Origin of the sequence: Prosthecobacter sp. SYSU 5D2 (assembly GCF_039655865.1) — a bacterium.
GTDB lineage: Bacteria > Verrucomicrobiota > Verrucomicrobiia > Verrucomicrobiales > Verrucomicrobiaceae > Prosthecobacter.
Genome location: NZ_JBBYXL010000005.1, coordinates 208,179 through 226,843, shown reverse-complemented (window position 1 = coordinate 226,843; position 18,665 = coordinate 208,179). Strand labels below are relative to the sequence as shown.

Here is an 18,665-nt window from a genome sequence, read left to right as displayed (position 1 = left end):
ACCAATCATGAAGTTTGTTCTCGCCCTCTTGCTTTCATTCATCGTCGCCCTCAGCGCGGCGGCCCAGGCCCCGCAGGCGGAGATCGTCTCCGTGCAGAAGATCTGGGACAAGGCCCCGCATCAGGCCTTCACGGACCTCATCCGGTTCAAGAACCTGTTTTTCTGCTGCTTCCGCGAAGGTGACGGCCATGTTGGCGGAGATGGTGTCATCCGCATCCTCATCTCCTCCACCGGGGACAACTGGGTGGACTATGCCACCGTGGCGGAAAAGGGCACCGACCTCCGCGACCCCAAGCTGGAAATCACCCCCGATGGCAAACGCCTGTACCTGCTCTGCGGCGGCTCCGTGTATGAAGGCACCACGCTGAAAGGCCGCCGCCCGCGCTACTCCACCTCCATTGACGGCAAGATCTGGACCCCGCCGCAAAAGCTCCTGGCCGAGGGGGACTGGCTCTGGCGCACCGTCGTGAATCCTGCCGACAGCAAGTTTTACGGCGTCTCCTACAACTGCTACCCGACCACCGGCGGACCCAAGTTTGAGGACGAGTGGTCCTTGAAATCCTACACCAGTGCCGATGGCAGCGTCTGGCAGCTTTCCTCCATCATGCAGGTGCCAGGCCAGCCGAATGAAACCACGATGCGCTTCCTCAAAGACGGCAGCGCAGTGGCCCTTGTGCGCCGGGAAGGCGGAGATCGTAAAGGCGCCCTCGGCGTCGCGAAGGCCCCGTATCGTGAATGGACCTGGACGCAGTTGCCCGTGCCGCTGGGCGGACCCAATTTCATCGAGCTGCCAGATGGCACCATCATCGCCGGTTCACGCGGCTTTGGCTCGACTCCCGGCCCCCACATGGTGCTCTATACCATGACCCCCACCAGCCTCGCCCCCCTGCTGGAGCTGCCCAGCGGCGGCGACTGCAGCTACCCTGGGCTATGCTGGCACGAAGGTCATTTGTATGTCAGCTACTACTCCAGCCACGAAGGCAAGACGAGCATCTACGTGGCCAAGGTGAAACTGCCCGGAGTGAAAGCCCCCTGATGCCTGCTCCCCGCCTCATCGCCATCGTAGCCATGGCCAGTAACCGCGTCATCGGCCGCGCCGGCACCCTGCCCTGGCATTACCCGGAGGACCTGAAGTTTTTCAAACGCACCACCCTGGGCCATCCCATCCTCATGGGCCGCAGCACCTATGAATCCATCGGCCGCCCACTTCCCGGTCGCCAGAACATCGTCCTCAGCCGCACCATGGCCCCGCGCGAAGGCCTCACCATCATCCGCGACGTCTCCGAAATCGCCACCGCCTGCCCCGATGCCGAGACCCTCTTCGTCATCGGCGGAGCCCAGGTCTATGCCGAGCTCCTCCCCCGCTGCCACGGCCTCTACCTGACCCTGGTCAAAGAACCCCACGAAGGCGATACCTTCCTGCCACCCTTTGAGCACCTGTTTGAACTGAAGGAAGTGCTGGAAGAGACGCCTGCTCTGGAATTCCGGTACTACGAGCACCAGTAACCCCAAGGTCCAGTCACCGGCGGTAGGGGAGCTTAGACTTGCGGACCGGCTCTGGCTGGATAAGCATCGCAGAGTGCTGAAGACCCTATGAAAACTGCTTTTGCGACCTTGCTCGTCACAGTGGCCTTTGCAACTGCGGATGAGGCATTGAAAGACCTGCTAAAAGAGTTTCATGTAAAGGTCCCAAGAGCGTTGGAACGGCCATTCGTTGGCGATCTGCATCCATTTTTCCCGGTGCCAGTGGACGGCAAAGGTGAGCCGCAGCCGTTGGAATTGAATGTGTTGTATCCTCCAGTTCAGGGTGGGCCTCTGGCCGTTTATACACCGCATCTCGCGACGGAGTCTGGCGAGGGCTTCATGAATTTGTTTGCTCTTCGGCCCACACTACCACCTGAGAAGGAGATCGCCGAGGTGGAGACGTATGCGAACCTTGTGAAATTGCTGGGCGAACCGACGCAACCGGCGCTCAGCGGCCAGGTTGGGGACGGATGGGCCTTCGATGGGGTGCTATGGAGGCTGTTCAAACCGCTAACAGATCATTCGATCAAAGTGCTACAAATCATAGTGAACCGGAAGTACCAATATCAAAGGAACGCCAAAGTGGAGCAGATCTTCATAGAGTCGCTGACGATCCGTAGTGGCATCTTGACGGAGAAGGGGCGGCGGGTCCTGGTCTGTGATTCGGAATCGAGTCTTCGGCGGTATGAATGGATGCGAAACGCCATTCTCGAGTGTCCATCGATCGAAAACGCATCGGTGGAGGAGGCGTTTGTGCAACTGTACAGTGCGGCAAAGACGCAGAATCGGCCCTTCTTCGGAATGACCTTTCAAGGTGACATCGATACAGAAGGAAAAGGAAACATCACGTTGAGAACCGGGGAATGGAAAGTGCTGGAACTGCTGGAGAAGTTCGCCAGCCAAGGGAATTTCTTTGTTTACCTGCGAGAGGACGGCTCCGTGCAAGCCCGGCGCGACCTTGATACCCGCGCAGCTGAGTTGGAAGTGCCAGATCCATTTGGCAAGCCGTAGCGTGGAGAAACCACTGTCGTTCGCCGCGCTGGCAGGGCGGTAAGAACGCCCGAATAAAAACAAAAACACCCCAGCAGTTCATGCTGAGGTGTTTTGCATATGAAAAAACGACAAACCCTCGAAAGGGGGAAACGCGGATTACGCGTCAGCGTTGTAGGCCTGCTCCTTGACGGTCATGGCCTGCTTGCCTTTACGGCCGCGCAGGTAGTGAAGACGGGCACGGCGGACTTTGCCGGATTTGACGACTTCGATCTTGGCGACCTTTGGGCTGTGGACGGGGAACACACGCTCCACGCCTTCACCATAGGAAATTTTGCGGACGGTGAACGCTTCGTTCAGACCGGCTCCTTTGTGGGAGATGATGATGCCCGCGAAGATCTGGATACGCTCTTTGTCGCCTTCGATAACCCGGGTGTGGATTTTCACGGTGTCACCCACATGAAAGGAAGCGACTTCCTTCTTGAGTTGTTCAGAATCAATTTTGGCGATGATGTTGCTCATAATGTGCGGGGCGAATATTTCCTTCGCAGACAGTTCCCATGAGAGGCGAACGGGGCGAGGGGCAGGGATTGTGGATGCTTTCTTTTCTTTCGCAACCAGTTTTTCCATCTTGCTTGCCCAGAATGGCGTTCCCGTCCATAACCAGCCCAATGACCGCCGATTTTCTTCTCATTGATGTGGGCAATGGCCGCACCAAGCTGGGCCTGGCCTCCCGCGAGGCGATCCTGGACCGCCGGGAGCTGCCCACACGGGGGGTGACGCCCGCGCTGGTGCAGGAAGCCGTGGCCGGATGGACCTTTGAATCTGCCGTACTTTGCAGCGTGGTGCCAGCAGCCGTGCGGGCTTTTCAGGACGCTATTCCTCGCCTGACGGTGCTCAATCATGAAACGCCGATGGGCATCGGCATCCGGTATCCAAACCCGGCCAGCATCGGCGCGGACCGCCTGGCCAATGCCGTGGCCCTGGCCCACCTCCACGGCGCACCGGGCATCGTGATTGATTTTGGTACCGCCGTGACCTTTGACATCCTTTCTGCCGACCGGCACTACATCGGCGGCATCATCGCCCCCGGTCTGCGGCTGATGACGGATTACCTGCACGAACGCACCGCCCTGCTGCCCCAGGTGGAGCTGAAAGAACCGGAGACCGCCATCGGCCAGAGCACCATCGGGGCCATCCAGGCAGGTGCGGCCATTGGTTACCGGGGCATGATCAAAGGCATCCTGGAGGCCCTGCGCAAGGAACTGCCCCCCGGCCCTGTCCACATCGTGGCCACTGGTGGAGATGCCGGGTGGATCATCGCCGGCATGCAGGAAGACATCCCGGTGGACCCTGATTTGACGCTGCACGGTCTGCGACTGGTCGCCCAGGGCGCGTTCAAATAACCGTTGGCGCCACTTGAGCCAGCGGATCGTGAGTTTTGGCAAAAAGATGGATCACACCGTTATCCGCCGGTTACGCGCGGTAATAGGCCAGATCTGAGTGGCGCTGCCGCCCTCGATGATGACCGCCTCCCCATGCATGGAGACGGTGGGGCAGACGTGCCGGGGGATGCCATGCAGGGCCTGACCGATCTCGAACTCATGCGCCCGGTCCGTTTGCAGCACCAGGTGTTCTTCGCTCTGCATCACGACTTCTGCTTCCGGCAGTTCTTCAAAGCGCACACGCGGATGCGGATTTTCCGGGGCCACGGATTTATGACCCAGGTCCAGCGTCAGGCGGTCCGTCGCTGGTTTGCTAATGACCCGCGCCAGCAGCACCGCCGCAGGCAGGAAAGGCAGGTCCGGGTGCTTCTCTCCGTAACCAAAATCCCACAGCACCGTGGTGCCCGGGGAAAGTGTCCGGTCTGGCAGGGAGGCATGTACTCCAAAGGTCGGTGAGCCGCCCGCGACTAGCTCCTGGACGATGACGCCTTCTCCCTTGAGCCGCTGGCGGAATTCCAGTACAGGCGCATAGGCTGTCTCACACCTGGCCCGGCGCGTTTCCAGATCCGCATCATGGATGTGCCCGTCATAGGCATGCAGACCCCGGAACATCAGCCTCGGCGTATCCTTGATCACATGCACCAGGTAAGCAGCCGCTTCGCCAGGCAGGATCCCTGTGCGGCCCATGCCGCAATCCATTTCCAAAAAGACGCCCAGATTCACCCCATGCTGCTGCGCAGCGGAGGCCAGGGTACGGATGGTGGCTTCATCATCTGCAATGGCAGAAAACTGGGTCTGCGGAAAATTCAGGGCCAGTTGCGCCAGACGGTGGCCGCCAGGTCCCACACAGGGCATGGCCAGAAGCACGTCCGCAGCCCCCCCGGCGGCGCACATTTCCGCCTCCGCAATGGTGGAGGCCTTGAACTTCGTGATGCCCAACTCCACCTGCCGCACGATCAGATGCTGCAATTTGTGCGTTTTCACATGCGGCCGCAGGCGCTCCGGCCCCCCGGCGATCTTCAGCATGAGCTGAAGGTTGTGCTCAATGCGCTCGCGGTAAAGCAGCAGGGCAGGGGAGGCCAGCTCGGCCTCATTTTCAATGTGGAACCAGGCGTGTGGGGTCATGGATGGACCAAGGATTACCGGGCACCCGGCCAGGTTGCAAGACAACACGCGTGGACTTTGTCGCTAAAATGCCTTTTCCTTGGCGACACCCCGCATCACCGCTACAGTAAACGTCCCCCCGCTTATGGTCCGACTCATCACCCAGCAAGGACAACTCTTCGATTGGCAGGACGAGAAGGTGCGCCCCTTCCCGGACAATCTCGTGTACCTGGACCTCCTCAATCCCTCCCGTGCAGAGGAACTGGAGGCCGAAAGCTGGCTCGAGCACCAGCTCCCCACGCGGGAGGAAATGCAGGAGATTGAGGAATCCAGCCGCTTGTATTCCGAGCACGGCGCCCTCTACATGACCGCCTGGATCCCTGTGGGCCTGGACACCCCGGACCCGGATACCACGGCCATCACATTCGTCCTCGCGCCCGACTGCCTCACAACCGTACGCTATGCCGATCCCCTGGCCTTCCGCATCCTGGCCGACCAGGTCAAAAGACAATGCGCCTGCCCCATGAGCAGCGATGCCGTCTTCCTCACCCTCTGCGAACTCATCGTCGCCCGCATCGCCGATGCCCTCCAGATGGTGGAATCCGATCTCAAAAAAGTCGGCCGCGACGTTTTCAGCCTGACCCCCCACAAAGCCAGCGCTGCCGTGGAAAAAGACCTCGGCGACGTCGTCCGCACCCTTGGCCGCCGCAGCGCCCTGGTGGCGAATCTCCGTGAGAGCCTGGTCAGCGTGAACCGCATGCTGCAATACTTCCTCAACAACGCCGCCACCTGGATGCGCAGCGACCTGGCCGCACAGTTCCGCAGTGTCATGCGCGACGTGAAGTCCCTGGATGATTACACCAACCAGCAGCAGCAGGAGATGACCTTCCTCCTGGAGTCCACCCTGGGTCTCATCAACATCCAGCAGAACCAGATCATCAAGATCTTCACCATCGCCAGCGTGCTGTTCATGCCGCCCACGCTCATCGCCAGCGTTTACGGCATGAACTTTGAGCACATGCCGGAGCTGCGTCAGCCCTGGGCCTACCCGGCGGTGATCTGCCTGCTCATCATCTCCGCCCTCATTCCCATCTGGTTCTTCAAGCGCAAGAAGCTGCTCTGATCACTTCTTCTTGTGTTTGTTCACGTTCTTTTTTTTCTTCGCCACGCCGCCACCCGGCAGCCGGCCATTGGGCTTGCCGGGATCAAAATTCGGATTCTTGATGGGCATCAAAGCACCCACATCCTTTTGCCATGACGTCAGCTTGGCCGAAAGCGCCGCCACCTTGTCCGCATTCCCAGCGGCCAGATCCTTCTGCTCGCCGATGTCTTCCCGCAGATTGAAGAGCTCGCGTTTGTCATCTTCATACCATTGGATGAGCTTCCAGTCGCCTTCCCGGATGGCTGCCCCAGGCGCACCGCCCTGATTGCCATAGTGCGGGTAGTGCCAGTAAAGCGCACGCTCTGGCAGAGATTCCCCGCGCAGCAGGGGCAGCAGGCTCACGCCATCTACTTTGGCCGTGGTTTTCCCCTGTGCCACATCCATTGCCGTGACGAAATAATCTGGACTCGAGACTGGTGTTTCGATGACCGATCCCGCCTTCACCACCGCCGGCCAGCGGATGATGAGTGGCTCGCGGATGCCGCCTTCATACATCCAGCCCTTGCCACCGCGCAGAGGCAGGTTGGAGGTTGGCGAGCCTTCGCTGGTGGACAGGCCGCCATTGTCAGAGGTGAAAATGACCAGTGTATTCTGCGCCAGTCCCAGCTCCTCCAGCTTGGCCATCACCTTGCCCACGGCCAGGTCCATCGCCTCCACCATGCCACCGTAAACCGGGAGTTCCTGCACCAGCCGGACATCCCGCGTGTCTTCCTTGCCCCACTTGGCCTCCAGGCCCAGCCTTGTGCGTTTCTCCTCATACTTCTTTTCTAAATCCGGCCGGGACTGCAAAGGGGTGTGCACCGAGTAAAAGGAGAAAAACGCAAAGAACGGCTTGTCCTTGTTCGCCTCCATAAACTTGCCCGTCTCTGTCGCCAGCCGGTCAGGCAGGTGCTCTCCTTCTGGCCCGTCTGGCAGGCGCGGATTGTCATACGGCACAAAGTATTTTCCCCGGCCATAGGGGCCGCCCCGGTCCACCCCACCATGATTATGATCATAACCCTGGTTCTCCGGCCACCAGCCCTCCGGCCCCAGGTGCCATTTGCCGGCAAAGAAGGTCGCATAACCCGCCTCCTTCAGCATCTCTGCCATTGTAATTTCATCATGCGCCAGCCGGTCACTGTATGGCGCTGGCAGCATCTTCGTATTGCGGTTCCACAGCTCCGGCTTCATCGCTGCACCGATGTAGTCCGTCACGCCTGTGCGCTGCGGCCAGCGCCCAGTCTGCACCGCTGCCCGCGTGGGCGAGCACACCGGGCAGGCCGCATACGCATCCGTAAACAACGCCCCCTCTTTGGCCAGCCGGTCCACATTGGGCGTCTCATAAAACGTGCTGCCATAAACACCGATGTCCCGCTGGCCCAGGTCATCTACCAGAAAGAACACGATGTTAGGCCGGGATTCCGCCGCCGCAGCGATGCCCGTCACCGCCAAGGCCAGAGAAGCAAAAAGAGGTTTCCAAAACATGAACCTTCCAAACGCCGGCTCCAGCCGCTTCTAGCACAAACATCGGCCCCAAACGCCAGTCAGGTTTACCTGAGCCGCTGCTCTGAATTGCCGCTTTGCTTGAAGTAGGCATCCCTGGCCTTGCGCAGCTCTTCCAGCCGTGAGGCCACATCGCTCCTCTGTGTCGCCTGCTGCTGGGTCTGGGCTTTGACGAAGTGGTTGTTATTGCCAAGCGTCCGCCATGGACCGGGCGGCACCTCATGCACATCCACAAAGCGCCAGTCACACTTGCCATTGCTGGCCATGCCCAGGTAGTCCCGCACTGCCGGGCTGACATCAATCCCCGCGCCACGGTTGCTCGTGTTTTTCGGCCTCCCATTGCCAAACACATACTCATAGTCATCCGTCACAAACGGCCCGCAGTCCTCCCACTGGGCGTAGCACACGCGGTTGCCATACCGGATGGCAATCCACGTACCCCGCAGCACCGTCCTGCCAGCCTTGGTGAACCGCTCCTTGAACCAGGGAATCACCCGCGCCGCCTCCGGCTTGTGGGCCGTATAATCCTTGAGGTCGTTATATGGCAGGGCGATATAAAACGGGTTCAGCCCAGGTGTAAAACCCAGCGGGCAGTAGTTGTTGCCCCGCTTCAGCGGATCCGGATCATCATACCCGCCAAAATTCTTCTCCCACTCCGTGTCCCAGGAGCTTTTGTTGTTCGGCGTCGGGTTGTTCTCCGTCGGCTGTTCTCCCACCCAGAAGACTGTCGCCATGATGTCCGTTTTCCATGGGTACTTCGAATACCCGAGTCGCGGCAGCGTCGGCGAGTTGACCCTCGGCACCATCGTCGCCGGCGGGGAGGCAACCGCACTTCCAGTGGCACTGACCTTCGGCATGGACTGGGCCATGACAGTCACTGCCGCTGAAAAGTACAACAGCAGAAAGGAGAGGGCGCGTCGTGGGGGGGCGGCGATCATGCTTTCGTTAAATGACGGGGTCTGAAGGTAACCGATTTTACCCCTTTAAGGCAACGCAAAAGACAGTGTTCATCCGAAAAGTTGCCTTCTCTTTCGATTAAAACAGGCCGGAAAAGGCTTTTGCGCGCCCTCCCCACATCCCTCAGCCGTTTCAAAAGAGACCGCTTGCGCGATGGTAACAATGTCCAGACTGTTCAAGACCCCTACCCCCTGCACATGAAGCGCTTTTTTTCTTTTGGCAAACGGACCCCGCCTCCCCAGGCGGCTCCGTCGGCATCGGATGGCGTCGCGGGCTGGGCACCTCTCCAGACTTATCCCTCACCCGCCGAGCTTACCGCCATGATGCCGGCGGGGGAATATGTGTTTGATGCCCCCATTGGCCAGGGCGGCATGGGGGCCGTCTATCGTGGCCATCAGTTGAAACTGGACCGCGCCGTCGCCATCAAGATCCTTCATCGCCAGCATGGCACTGACTATTCTTATCCTGAAAGATTCCGCCGGGAGGCCCAGGTTCTCGCGCAATTGAACCACCCCAACATCGTCAGCGTTTACGATTTCGGCGTGGTCGGGGATTACCTCTACTATGTCATGGAGTTCATCGAGGGTACCGACCTGCACCAGCTCCTGGGCCGGCGGCAGATCACCCAGGACCGTGCTTTGGAAATCATGCCCGCCCTTTGTGATGCCCTGCACTACGCCCATGAAAAAGGCCTGGTCCACCGGGATATCAAGCCTGCCAACGTCCTCATTGCCGCTGACGGCCGCATCAAGCTGGCGGATTTTGGCCTCGCCAAGCGCCTGGACAAGCCCAGCACTCTCCTGACCCTCAGCAATATGGCCATGGGCACGCCGGACTATGCCGCGCCGGAGCAGTATGACACCCGCGCCGTGATTGACCATCGGGCGGACATCTACGCTCTCGGCGTCGTCTTCTACCAGATGCTCACCGGCACCGTTCCACGGGGCGCCTGGCAGCCGCCCTCCGCCATGACTGGCAGCGATCCCCGTCTGGATACGGTGATTGTCCGTGCCCTCCTCCCGGACCGCGACCAGCGCTACCCCACCGCCGCTGAATTTAAACATGCCCTGCTTTCCAGCATTACCGTCCCCCTGGGATCAAATCACACGCAGTCCCCCACCGCCCCTGAACCTTCCACCAAGCCCCTCCAAGGCCGTGTGCTTGTGCTGGAAGATGACTTGCTCCTGCGCCAGCTCATCGTACGCAACCTCAAAAATGAAGGTTTCGAAATCGTCGAGACAGGTGACGGCGTGGAGACCGTCCAACGATACAGCGAGTCGCTCCTGGCAGCCACTCCGTTCGATGTGGTCCTCATTGACCTCACCATCCCTATGGGCATGGGCGGTGCCCAGGCCATGGAGCAGCTCCGGCAGATAGACCCTCATGTGGATGCCATCGTCTCCAGCGGTAACCGTTATGATCCCACCATGCGGGATCCTGGGGAATACGGCTTCGCCGGGGTCCTGCCCAAGCCTTATGACAGTGCCGAGCTTATCCGGGTGGTCCGCCAGGTCCTGAACCGGCGGCGGCAGCGGCAGCACCACTGAGCGCCCGGCCTGAAAATGAAGCGCCGCCCGCCGGAGAGACCAGCGTGCGGCGCGACGTCAGTGGATGGACCACCTGTTGACAGCGTTAATGCTTGTGACCTTTTTGGGCAGAGTCACAGCAGGCCTTTTTGTCCTTGGAGCAGCAGTCCGCAGTGGCTTTTTTATCAGCAGCGGAGTCGCAGCAGGAAGAGCAATCGGCTTTCTTGGTGGCGCAGGAAGCGAGCATCAAGGAGGCAGAAACAAGGCCGACGGAGAGAAGACGGATCATAGAGAGTGTGTCGGTTGGAAACAGGTTGTCTATGAGACGACCTCCAAACCGGTTAAATTACTTGCTGTACTGGACAGGTGCTGGAGGCGGCGGAGGAGGGGACTTGGATGCGCAGGAGACGAGGCCGCCAGCGATGACCGAAGCCGCAAGTGCGAGGAGGGCGTATTTCATAGTATGATGTTTGTAGCGTGTTTGTTTGAATGCTGCAGCATCCACTGAGTGAGACTGAGCATGTCGAGGCTAACGACAATTCCAGTATTTGCAACGTGCCAAATTGCATTGTCCGCCACTCTTCATTCTCAGGACTGAGAAGGCAGGTCCCTGCGCTTTTCCAAACCGAGCCTTAGCGCCTGTCGGGCGGCAGTGTCATGACGGTAAAAACGGCCCGCCGGATTTCCTCACGCGGCAGGCTGTTATGGATCTCAGTCATGCTGTCCTCATCCATCTGCCCGGCCCTTGCCACAGGCATTTCGGCACGCCTCACTTCCTCAATAGGTTCCTGCTGCACAGAGTAGGCCATTTCTGCCCGGCGGATTTCCATCAACGGAGCCGTGGCGGGGATCTCCGCCCGCCGTACCTCTTCCATCACCAGTTCCTTTACCTTCCCCGGTTTATAGGAATGCACCGCTGCCATGACCGTGCTCGAGCGCGCTGGGGCCACCTTCATGGCCGTCTCGATGATCTGCTGCACCATGTGCGGCTTTGCACGCACCGCATCAATCGCCGCCGTGACGATGTCACCCGCGCACGGTTCATTGATCACCAGTGCATCTTCCAGCCGCATGACCATCAGGTCAGGCCGCTCTTCGATGGCTTTCTTCAAGTTCGCACACAGAATTTCACAGGGGGAAAACCATGGTTGAGCCCGCAGGGCCACCTCCTCCGCACAGTTCACATGCCCGCAGACGAGCATCATTAACCATGGAAGAAAACGGCGCATAGAGATTGTGAAACAGGAGTTCAGGCAAAACTGCCCAATAGAAAGAACGGCCAGGATAACGGATTTGACGCGCGCCATCCATGCCAAATATCGGGAATATCTCCCGTCACCGCCAGTTTGCACCGTTTTTTCATGCAGTCTGCAAAGCATAGCTACCGAACACTTGCCAGGCACGGAGGATGATGTTCCAATTCCGCCATGAGCCAGCTTTTCAGCCCGTCCCAGCCATCGGACCCAGGAGATTCCCTCCTGGTCCAGGCTTCCACGGCGCTGCCTCCGGCCATCGCAGAGGACATGGCACGGCTGAAAAGCCTGCTCCGGGACAGTTTGCAGCCCAACATGCAGGGAGGCAATGAAATGCGCATTCTCAACCTTGCCTGTGGCCGCTGTGATGAAGCGGAAACCCTGGTCAAGGTGGGGCAGGAACTCACCACCGGCGGCCAGGTGGAAATGATCGGTGCCGACATCCGCATCCGCGAAATCCGCCAGGCACGTGAGCAGCATGCCCATCTGCCTGCCAGGTTCCTCATTGAGGATGCGACCAAAATGGACCAGCACAAGGAGCTGGGGGATGATTTTAACCTCGTCTTCCTCCGCCATCAGAACTTCTGGCATGGCCAGGAACTATGGAAAAAGATCTTTGACCAGGGCATCGCCAAGCTCCGCCCGGACGGCATGCTCGTCATCACCAGCTATTTCGACGTGGAGCATAAGCTCGCTATCAAAGCCCTCGAAGCCCTGGGCATGGAAGTCGTCAGCAACAAGCGCAACAAAGCCTCCCGTGAACTTTCCGATGCTCCCGGCAAATCCGTGGACCGCTGGGTGGCCGTGCTCAGGCGCAAGCAAGCCTGACCGCACCCTCACCGCTTCTTTGTTTCCACAGCTATCTGCTGTCCGGCGAGGTAGCCGAATTTAAGAAACGACCGCTCCGCAAAACAAAAGCTGCCATCCGCAGACAGGTAGAGCAAATCGTCGTCCCCATCCTGGTTCCAGTCTATCGCTGAAACGCTCAGAAGATAGCTTTGCGGAGACGGCACCTGAATTTCTTCCGGTGGCAGAAACTCGCATTGGCCCGGCCGTCCCCGGTTCACAAAGACCCGGATCCCGCCTTTGATCACGGCCAGGTCGGGGACACCATCCCCATTCCAGTCCAGCGTGCCCAGGAACAGGCGGCTTCCTCGGTCCTCAATGAGCACCGGCTCGGCAAAAAGAGGCTCCGTCCGGCTGCCCAGGTTTTCATAATACCGGACCTTCCCATACGCATCGCCCACAATCAGATCTGGCAGTCCGTCCTGGTCGAAGTCTGCCGCCACCGGCTTTGGCCGGGCACCCTGGAGAACGGTAAAGTCCACCTTCTCTGCCTTTGCCCCTTCCGGCAGCCCCACCTTCAGCGCCGCGCCAGTGACAAGTCTGAGCTGCACGCCCGTTGGCTCGAGATCCGGCCTGTCATTCGTCCCGCGATTTACATGAAACCACAGATGCCCGCTGTGCGCGCCATAGATGCCATCCAGCATCCCGTCGCCATTGAAATCATGCAGGATGATGCCAGGATTTTCATCGCCATGGGGCACCGGATGCTTGATGACTTTCCCCGCTGTGAAAGACAGGCGTTTGGGAAAGAAGCGTGGCGACGGCTCACCACTGTTAAGCATCACATTAAATCCGTTCAGGACATCCGGGTGGCCGTCACCATTCACATCCTGGAAGCTGTTGACGTAAATGCCCTCCGCCTGCCAGGCCCCCTTCAATGGACGCTCTTTAAAATCAAACAGCGGCTGTGTGCTCGTCCCCAGGTTTCGGAAAGCCGTCACCTGCTGGCGGATGTCCACCACCACCAGATCCGTCAGACCATCACCATCCCAGTCCGCCAGGCTCGGCACCACCATGCCGCCAAAGGGCGGGGCTGCATTCGCAGGAAAGGGTGTCCGGACCAGCACCGCTGCCTCACGTGTGCCGTTGTTGGCATAATAAAGAATGGCCCGGCTGGAATCGCGCATGTCCCCACTGCCCTCATTCACCGGCTTTCCTCCCAGGACCAGATCCAGATCACCGTCACCATCCAGGTCCGCCGCCGCAGGCGCGGCCATCCAGCCAGTGTCAATGACCTGCCCTTCAGCATCCGTCAGCGGCCCGCGTGATTTCAGCACCGGAAGACTGCCTTCCTGGCCGACATTCTCATAATAAAAGGTTAGGCCGGTCACATATCCGCCAAGGAGAAGGTCCAGATCGCCGTCTCCATCCCAGTCCACCGCCTGCGGCACCGGGAAATAATCTTCCTTAAACGCCTCCTCCCCGTGCCCTTCGGCGATCGGTTTCGCCGGGGTCACAATCATGCGCCCCTCCTCTTCCAGAAATCCCGCAAACCGGAAGCTGGGCTCATCCTCGCTGCCCACATTCTCATACCAAACCACGCAGCCCTTTTCCGCTCCCACAAGGAGGTCGTTTTTTCCGTCTCCATTCCAGTCCGCCACCCACGGGCAGGAGCTGAAGCCCACATCAATCGGCACCCCTTCATGATCCAGCAGCAGCTTTTTGGACCGGAAACGCGGCTGCCCCGGCTCTCCGCTGTTGAGGTAGAGGCTCAGATGACCGGTGGCCGAGCCGAAAAAGAGATCCGGCAGCCCGTCATGGTTCCAGTCCACCACCCGGCCGTTGATGTTGCCCGTGGGTCCAAAACGGTTGCTTTCCCGCAGCATGCGTGGCGAGCCGTCTCCCACAAAACCGGCCGGTGGCGAATCCGGCTCTTTCCCTGTCGGCAGCAGGTCAAAATAAATCGCATACCATGACGGATCCTGGCCCTCTTGTGTATGCGGCCACACGATACGGCCCTTTCGTCCATCGCCGATGGCATTGAAGTGGCGCGCACCAAAGGGAACGGCCTTCGGTCGTTGAAACGGGTTCGCTTTTTGATGCGACAGATAGCGCTCATAGTTGGGGAAATCCTCCGGATACGTCGCATCATAAAACTGGAACGGCCGGTCATATTCCGAAGTCCGGTAAGCATGGTCGGCATACTTTTCCGCCCGCCCCGTTTCAGGCGAGTAACGCATCACCTGCACCGAATCAAAATCCAGCGCCCGGTCTTTGGGCATGTCCTTGCCGGCAGTGTTCACATCCAGATCATAGCTCGCCACCAGTTCGTCCGTGGCCCGCCCGCCCAGATTGACAGGGGCCACTTCCAGCAGCACCCGGTATTGGCCTCGTCCCTCCCAGGCCACCTCCGCAGCTTGCAGCTTGAGGCCGAAGCCGCTTGCTGCCATCCCGGTCAGCATCAGCAGTCGTAGCTTTAAATTCATGCATCTCCAGGCAGCCATCATGACGGGAGAATACGCCCGGTCCTTCTGTGGACTTGCCGGGTTTACTCAGCATCCCATCCGCGCACTTTCACATGCACTTGCGCACAGGTGCCCATGTAATGGTCCATTGAATAGTCTTTGGCCGCTTTGATCATGTGATCCTTGGCCTTCGCCTCCTCCCCCAGCGCCTCAAAATACAGCCCCAGATACAGATGCGCGTAGCAGCGGTGGTTGCGAAGGTCCTCTCCTTCTCCGCTTTCCGCAGCCTTTAGCACCGCCTCCGGGCTGCCTTTGCCGGCGAAAAGTTCATGCACTTCCTTCATCGGAATGCGCGAGTCTCCTTCGATCGGGATCAGTACCTTCCGCGCCGCTTCTACATTCTCCGCGCGGGCCACGCAGATAAAATGCCAGGCGGCATTTTCCACATCCGCCGTGTTCACCGTCTGGTGAACCTCAAACTGCTCACGCCCGCCTTTATAATCGTCCGTGTAATAGAGCGACAGCCCCCGTTGCCAGAGCTGCGGTTTGGATTCCGGCACGAGCTCAATGAGCTTGTCAAAAGCCGCCACCGATTCCTTCGGCCTGGCATCATAAAAAGCCGCCACACCTTCTCTGAACAGTTCGTTAGGCGTTTTCTCCTTCTCCTGCGCGCCGAGAAGGGTGGCCAGGATCAGGGAGGTTAGAATGAGAAAAGGTTTCATGGTTGTTCAGGATCAGGTGCGTAGAAGCGACCCATGTGCTCCAGGATTTTGGCGCGCAGCTCATCTCCGTCCACGATGCCATTATGACGGAAAATAACCTCGCCCCCAGGCGCCACCACCAGCGTGTGCGGGATGGGGCCGGGCCATTCCGGATCCAGCGCCTGGATCAGGGTGTCGCTGCTGGCATCGTTAAACACATACGCATTGCCCGCGCGCCCTTCTTTCTTGTGGCTGGCTTTCAGTTTGGCTGGCACGATGGCGTTATGCTTCTCCAAAAAGGCCTTCACATCCGGCAGCGTTTTCGGGTCGTCCATGCTGATGCTGATGAACTCAAAATCCCGCAGGCCAAATTTCCGTGAGGTGGCCACCAGTTCCGGGAATTCCTGCACACACGGCCCGCACCAAGTGGCCCAGACGTTAAACATCCGCACCTTGCCCGTGTCGTTCTTGCGCAGTTCCGCCAGACCTTTCGCATCAATCAGTTCCACATGCACCTCCCCCTTTTCCCACTTCTCCTGGTCCGTGGTCACCTGGGACCTTTTGCTGATCCATTTCGTGGAGCAGCCATGTGGCAGCGTCACCGGCACCTCCACTTCCTTTCCGGCAAGAAGGGCATCCAGCGCCTCCTGGGCATCTGCGCGCGTCACCGTCGCCGCATCCGCAAAGCGCGAATCATCAAAGCGGCCCTGGTAGCGAAGCTTGCGCTCCTTGTCGAAGAGGAACACATGCGGCGTGGCCAGGCAGCCGTAGGCCAGCGCCGTCTTCTGGGTCTCGCCATCATACAGGTAGGGGAAGTTAAAATCCTGCTCCCTGGCATGGCGTTTCATTTCCGGAAAGCTGTCGTTATACTTGGAATAGCCCAGCTCATCCGGACGCAGCGCCGCCGGGTCATTCGGGTTGATGGCCACCACCCGCAGCCCCTGGCCTTTGTATTCCTTCACCAGCTTTTTCAGCCGTGCCTCGATCGCCTGCGAGGAGGGACAATGGTTGCTGATGAAGGCCACCATCAGGTAATCCGCCTGCGCATAGTCCTTTAGCGTGTGCATTTCCTCGTCAATGCCCACCAGTTCAAAATCCGGCGCCGCATCACCCGTTTTCAGTTCCTGAAAACCTTCTGGCTGCCCGCCTGTCTTTTTCCCCTGGCCATTTGAAGCAAGGGGCATCAGCACCGTGGACAGCACCGCGAGGAAGGGGAGGCATCGTTTCATGCAATGAATGACAGGATGGAAATTATGCTACGCGCTCAGCCCCGCAGTTCCAGCAAAGATCAAACGCGCCGGGATTGGTTTCCTGGCAGCTTCCGCAACGCCATTCCGGGCCTTCCGCCGCCTCATTATGAAAGTGGGTCGTGACCAGTTCCATGGCCTTCTCCCACTGTGCGTCATCCAGGATGCACAGGGCCGGGTCTAGAAGATGCGTGTAGCTGTACCCCGCGATGCTGGGACCCAGCGTACGCGTATTTTCATTCTGGATGAAGCAGGCGATGCCCTCCGCCTCCAGCAAGTTTCTGGCAAAGCTCACGCGCGTGAGGTCGGAATCCACAAAGACCTGTTTCATAGCTTTATACCAAACCTTGTTGCCTTCGGACCACAACCCCTTTGCGCAAAAGCCGGCCCTTATGCCAAGTTCAGCTCGATTCTGTGTTTACCGTTCATCTGACGGTCCTCTTTCACCTCATGGGCCACTGCGTTTTTGGGAATCCTGTTTTGCCCTGCTTTAAACTTCACTTGATATAACCAATTCGGATACAGAAGTGAAAAAAGGGCTGGAGCGCCCAGCCGGGAGAAACGGTTGAAATGGGGCCGGGAGGATTTAGGCGGTGATCTTCACGTAAGGATGGCCTTCGTTCTGGTCAATGCGCTCAGGACGGCCTTTATGATGATAGATGAGCTGGGTATGGTCCACGCCAAGCAGATGAAGGATGGTGGAATGCAGGTCATGCACATGCAGCCTGTCCTGGACGGCGTAGAGGCCAAGCTCATCGGTGGCACCGATGGTCTGCCCGCCTTTGACACCGCCGCCGGCCATCCACATGGTGAAGCCGCCGGGGTTATGGTCGCGGCCACCGCCCTGCTCACTCATGGGTGTGCGGCCGAATTCGCCGCCCCAGATGACGAGGGTTTCATCCAGAAGGCCGCGCTGTTTCAGGTCGGAAAGGAGACCGGCGATGGGTTTGTCCACGGCGCGGCAGAGGCGGCCATGGTTTTCCTCCAGCCGGCTGTGGGAATCCCACTTGCTGCCCGCACCGCTGTAAAGCTGGACGAAACGCACGCCGTTTTCCACCAAACGGCGGGCCAGGAGGCAGTTGCGGCCATAGACGGCGGTCTCGGGCTGGTCCATGCCGTAGAGGGCCTTGATGGCGGTGCTTTCCTTGCTGAGGTCCACGGCTTCGGGGGCCTCGGCCTGCATTTTATAAGCAAGCTCATAGGACCGGATGCGGGCCTCAAGCTCGGTGTTGTCGGTACGGCTTTCGTTGTAGTCGCGATTGAAAGCGGCGAGGAGATCCAGCTTTTCCCGCTGCTGCTGGCGGCTGTAGCCTTTGGGGTTGTCCAGGTACTTGATGGGCACGCCATCGGAGCTGAACTCGACACCCTGATAGACGGCGGGCATGAAACCGCTGCCCCAGTTGCGCACGCCGTTCACCACGGTGCCCTCGCTGTCCTTGATGACGACGAAGGCGGGGAGGTTGCCGTTCTCGCTGCCCAGGCCGTAATTGACCCAGGCTCCGAGGGAGGGACGGCCGCCAAAGATGCTGCCGGTATTCATCTGGCAAACACCGCCGGCGTGGTTGATGCCATCGGAGACGCAGGAGTTGATGACGGCGAGGTCATCGGCATGGCGGGCGACGTTTTCAAACCAGTCGGAGATGAGGAGGCCGCTCTGGCCATGGCGCTTCCACTTGCGGATGGAACCCAGCAAGGGCGCGCCGCTTTCCCCCATGGCGAGGACAGGTTCTTTGAAGCTGGGCGGCAGTTTCTGGCCATCGAGCTTGGTCAGCAGGGGCTTGTGGTCAAAGGTGTCCAAGTGGCTGGGGCCCCCTTCCATGAAACAAAAGATGACGTTTTTCGCCTGGCCGAGGCGCTGGGGAAGCTGCTTGAGGACGGGATTGGCGGGGCTGGGCGCGCCCAGCAGCGGCTCACGCATCATGGCGGCGAGCGCCACGGAGCCGAATCCGCAACCGGCGCGGCGGAGGAAGGCACGGCGGGAGTTGGGAATGTCGTAGTTATGGCAAGGCATGGCAGGCGGCGG

Annotated in this window: 18 protein-coding genes; 7 read left to right on the top strand and 11 right to left on the bottom strand. The window is 59.4% G+C overall.

Annotated elements, in window-relative coordinates; genetic code table 11:
• Positions 1 to 7 precede the first annotated feature (7 nt).
• The 3 genes from WJU23_RS10235 to WJU23_RS10225 all read left to right on the top strand — a co-directional run bounded on the left by WJU23_RS10235 (position 8) and on the right by WJU23_RS10225 (position 2,535).
• Entirely contained in the window at positions 8 to 1,036 is a 1,029-nt protein-coding gene (locus WJU23_RS10235; protein ID WP_346332462.1) for an exo-alpha-sialidase, read from the top strand.
• Positions 1,036 to 1,506 (top strand): dihydrofolate reductase, encoded by a 471-nt coding sequence (locus WJU23_RS10230; protein ID WP_346332461.1) that lies wholly within the window; start codon positions 1,036 to 1,038, stop codon positions 1,504 to 1,506. The genes WJU23_RS10235 and WJU23_RS10230 overlap by 1 nt, the downstream gene beginning before the upstream one ends.
• An 87-nt stretch (positions 1,507 to 1,593) precedes the next feature.
• On the top strand, positions 1,594 to 2,535 hold the full coding sequence (locus tag WJU23_RS10225; RefSeq protein ID WP_346332460.1) for a hypothetical protein: 942 nt from the start codon (positions 1,594 to 1,596) through the stop codon (positions 2,533 to 2,535).
• Between the two features lie 138 nt (positions 2,536 to 2,673).
• Here WJU23_RS10225 and rplS read toward each other — a convergent pair whose 3' ends face one another.
• Positions 2,674 to 3,036, bottom strand: a complete 363-nt coding sequence (gene rplS, locus WJU23_RS10220) for a 50S ribosomal protein L19 (protein ID WP_346332459.1) — start codon at positions 3,034 to 3,036, stop codon at positions 2,674 to 2,676.
• A gap of 149 nt (positions 3,037 to 3,185) precedes the next feature.
• Here rplS and WJU23_RS10215 point away from each other — a divergent pair, with 149 nt between their 5' ends.
• The gene (locus WJU23_RS10215) at positions 3,186 to 3,920 is read left to right on the top strand and encodes a type III pantothenate kinase (RefSeq protein ID WP_346332458.1); all 735 of its coding nucleotides are present in this window, start codon (positions 3,186 to 3,188) and stop codon (positions 3,918 to 3,920) included.
• A gap of 51 nt (positions 3,921 to 3,971) precedes the next feature.
• Here the strand turns inward: WJU23_RS10215 and WJU23_RS10210 are convergent, their stop codons facing one another.
• Entirely contained in the window at positions 3,972 to 5,084 is a 1,113-nt protein-coding gene (locus WJU23_RS10210) for a D-TA family PLP-dependent enzyme (protein ID WP_346332457.1), read from the bottom strand.
• Positions 5,085 to 5,208: 124 nt separating this feature from the next.
• Here WJU23_RS10210 and WJU23_RS10205 point away from each other — a divergent pair, with 124 nt between their 5' ends.
• Positions 5,209 to 6,186: a magnesium transporter CorA family protein gene (locus WJU23_RS10205; RefSeq protein WP_346332456.1), complete on the top strand. Its 978-nt coding sequence runs from the start codon at positions 5,209 to 5,211 to the stop codon at positions 6,184 to 6,186.
• Here WJU23_RS10205 and WJU23_RS10200 read toward each other — a convergent pair whose 3' ends face one another.
• Both WJU23_RS10200 and WJU23_RS10195 read right to left on the bottom strand, forming a co-directional pair.
• Positions 6,187 to 7,689, bottom strand: coding sequence for a sulfatase (locus tag WJU23_RS10200; protein WP_346332455.1), 1,503 nt, complete (start codon positions 7,687 to 7,689; stop codon positions 6,187 to 6,189).
• A gap of 65 nt (positions 7,690 to 7,754) precedes the next feature.
• A complete protein-coding gene (locus WJU23_RS10195; RefSeq protein ID WP_346332454.1) occupies positions 7,755 to 8,645 on the bottom strand; it encodes a hypothetical protein in 891 nt (296 codons plus the stop codon).
• A 216-nt stretch (positions 8,646 to 8,861) separates the two neighbouring features.
• Between WJU23_RS10195 and WJU23_RS10190 the strand changes: the two genes are divergently transcribed.
• A complete protein-coding gene (locus WJU23_RS10190; RefSeq protein WP_346332453.1) occupies positions 8,862 to 10,211 on the top strand; it encodes a protein kinase in 1,350 nt (449 codons plus the stop codon).
• Between the two features lie 85 nt (positions 10,212 to 10,296).
• On the opposite strand, the gene WJU23_RS10185 is transcribed toward WJU23_RS10190, so the two are convergent.
• Together WJU23_RS10185 and WJU23_RS10180 are read right to left on the bottom strand one after the other, a co-directional pair.
• Positions 10,297 to 10,479 carry a hypothetical protein gene (locus WJU23_RS10185; protein WP_346332452.1) on the bottom strand — a complete coding sequence of 61 codons (183 nt, stop codon included), beginning with the start codon at positions 10,477 to 10,479 and terminating at the stop codon, positions 10,297 to 10,299.
• Positions 10,480 to 10,822: 343 nt separating this feature from the next.
• Positions 10,823 to 11,419, bottom strand: coding sequence for a hypothetical protein (locus WJU23_RS10180; protein WP_346332451.1), 597 nt, complete (start codon positions 11,417 to 11,419; stop codon positions 10,823 to 10,825).
• 198 nt (positions 11,420 to 11,617) lie between these two features.
• Here WJU23_RS10180 and WJU23_RS10175 point away from each other — a divergent pair, with 198 nt between their 5' ends.
• Complete coding sequence (locus tag WJU23_RS10175) at positions 11,618 to 12,271, top strand: class I SAM-dependent methyltransferase (RefSeq protein ID WP_346332450.1); 654 nt, start codon at positions 11,618 to 11,620, stop codon at positions 12,269 to 12,271.
• An 8-nt stretch (positions 12,272 to 12,279) separates the two neighbouring features.
• Here WJU23_RS10175 and WJU23_RS10170 read toward each other — a convergent pair whose 3' ends face one another.
• The 5 genes from WJU23_RS10170 to WJU23_RS10150 all read right to left on the bottom strand — a co-directional run bounded on the left by WJU23_RS10170 (position 12,280) and on the right by WJU23_RS10150 (position 18,653).
• Positions 12,280 to 14,715, bottom strand: a complete 2,436-nt coding sequence (locus WJU23_RS10170) for a VCBS repeat-containing protein (RefSeq protein ID WP_346332449.1) — start codon at positions 14,713 to 14,715, stop codon at positions 12,280 to 12,282.
• Positions 14,716 to 14,777: 62 nt separating this feature from the next.
• Positions 14,778 to 15,416: a hypothetical protein gene (locus WJU23_RS10165; RefSeq protein ID WP_346332448.1), complete on the bottom strand. Its 639-nt coding sequence runs from the start codon at positions 15,414 to 15,416 to the stop codon at positions 14,778 to 14,780.
• On the bottom strand, positions 15,413 to 16,624 hold the full coding sequence (locus tag WJU23_RS10160; RefSeq protein WP_346332447.1) for a redoxin domain-containing protein: 1,212 nt from the start codon (positions 16,622 to 16,624) through the stop codon (positions 15,413 to 15,415). The genes WJU23_RS10165 and WJU23_RS10160 overlap by 4 nt, the downstream gene beginning before the upstream one ends.
• A gap of 22 nt (positions 16,625 to 16,646) precedes the next feature.
• Positions 16,647 to 16,973, bottom strand: coding sequence for a DUF2007 domain-containing protein (locus WJU23_RS10155; RefSeq protein WP_346332446.1), 327 nt, complete (start codon positions 16,971 to 16,973; stop codon positions 16,647 to 16,649).
• Positions 16,974 to 17,228: 255 nt separating this feature from the next.
• Positions 17,229 to 18,653: a DUF1501 domain-containing protein gene (locus WJU23_RS10150; protein WP_346332445.1), complete on the bottom strand. Its 1,425-nt coding sequence runs from the start codon at positions 18,651 to 18,653 to the stop codon at positions 17,229 to 17,231.
• Positions 18,654 to 18,665 lie beyond the last annotated feature (12 nt).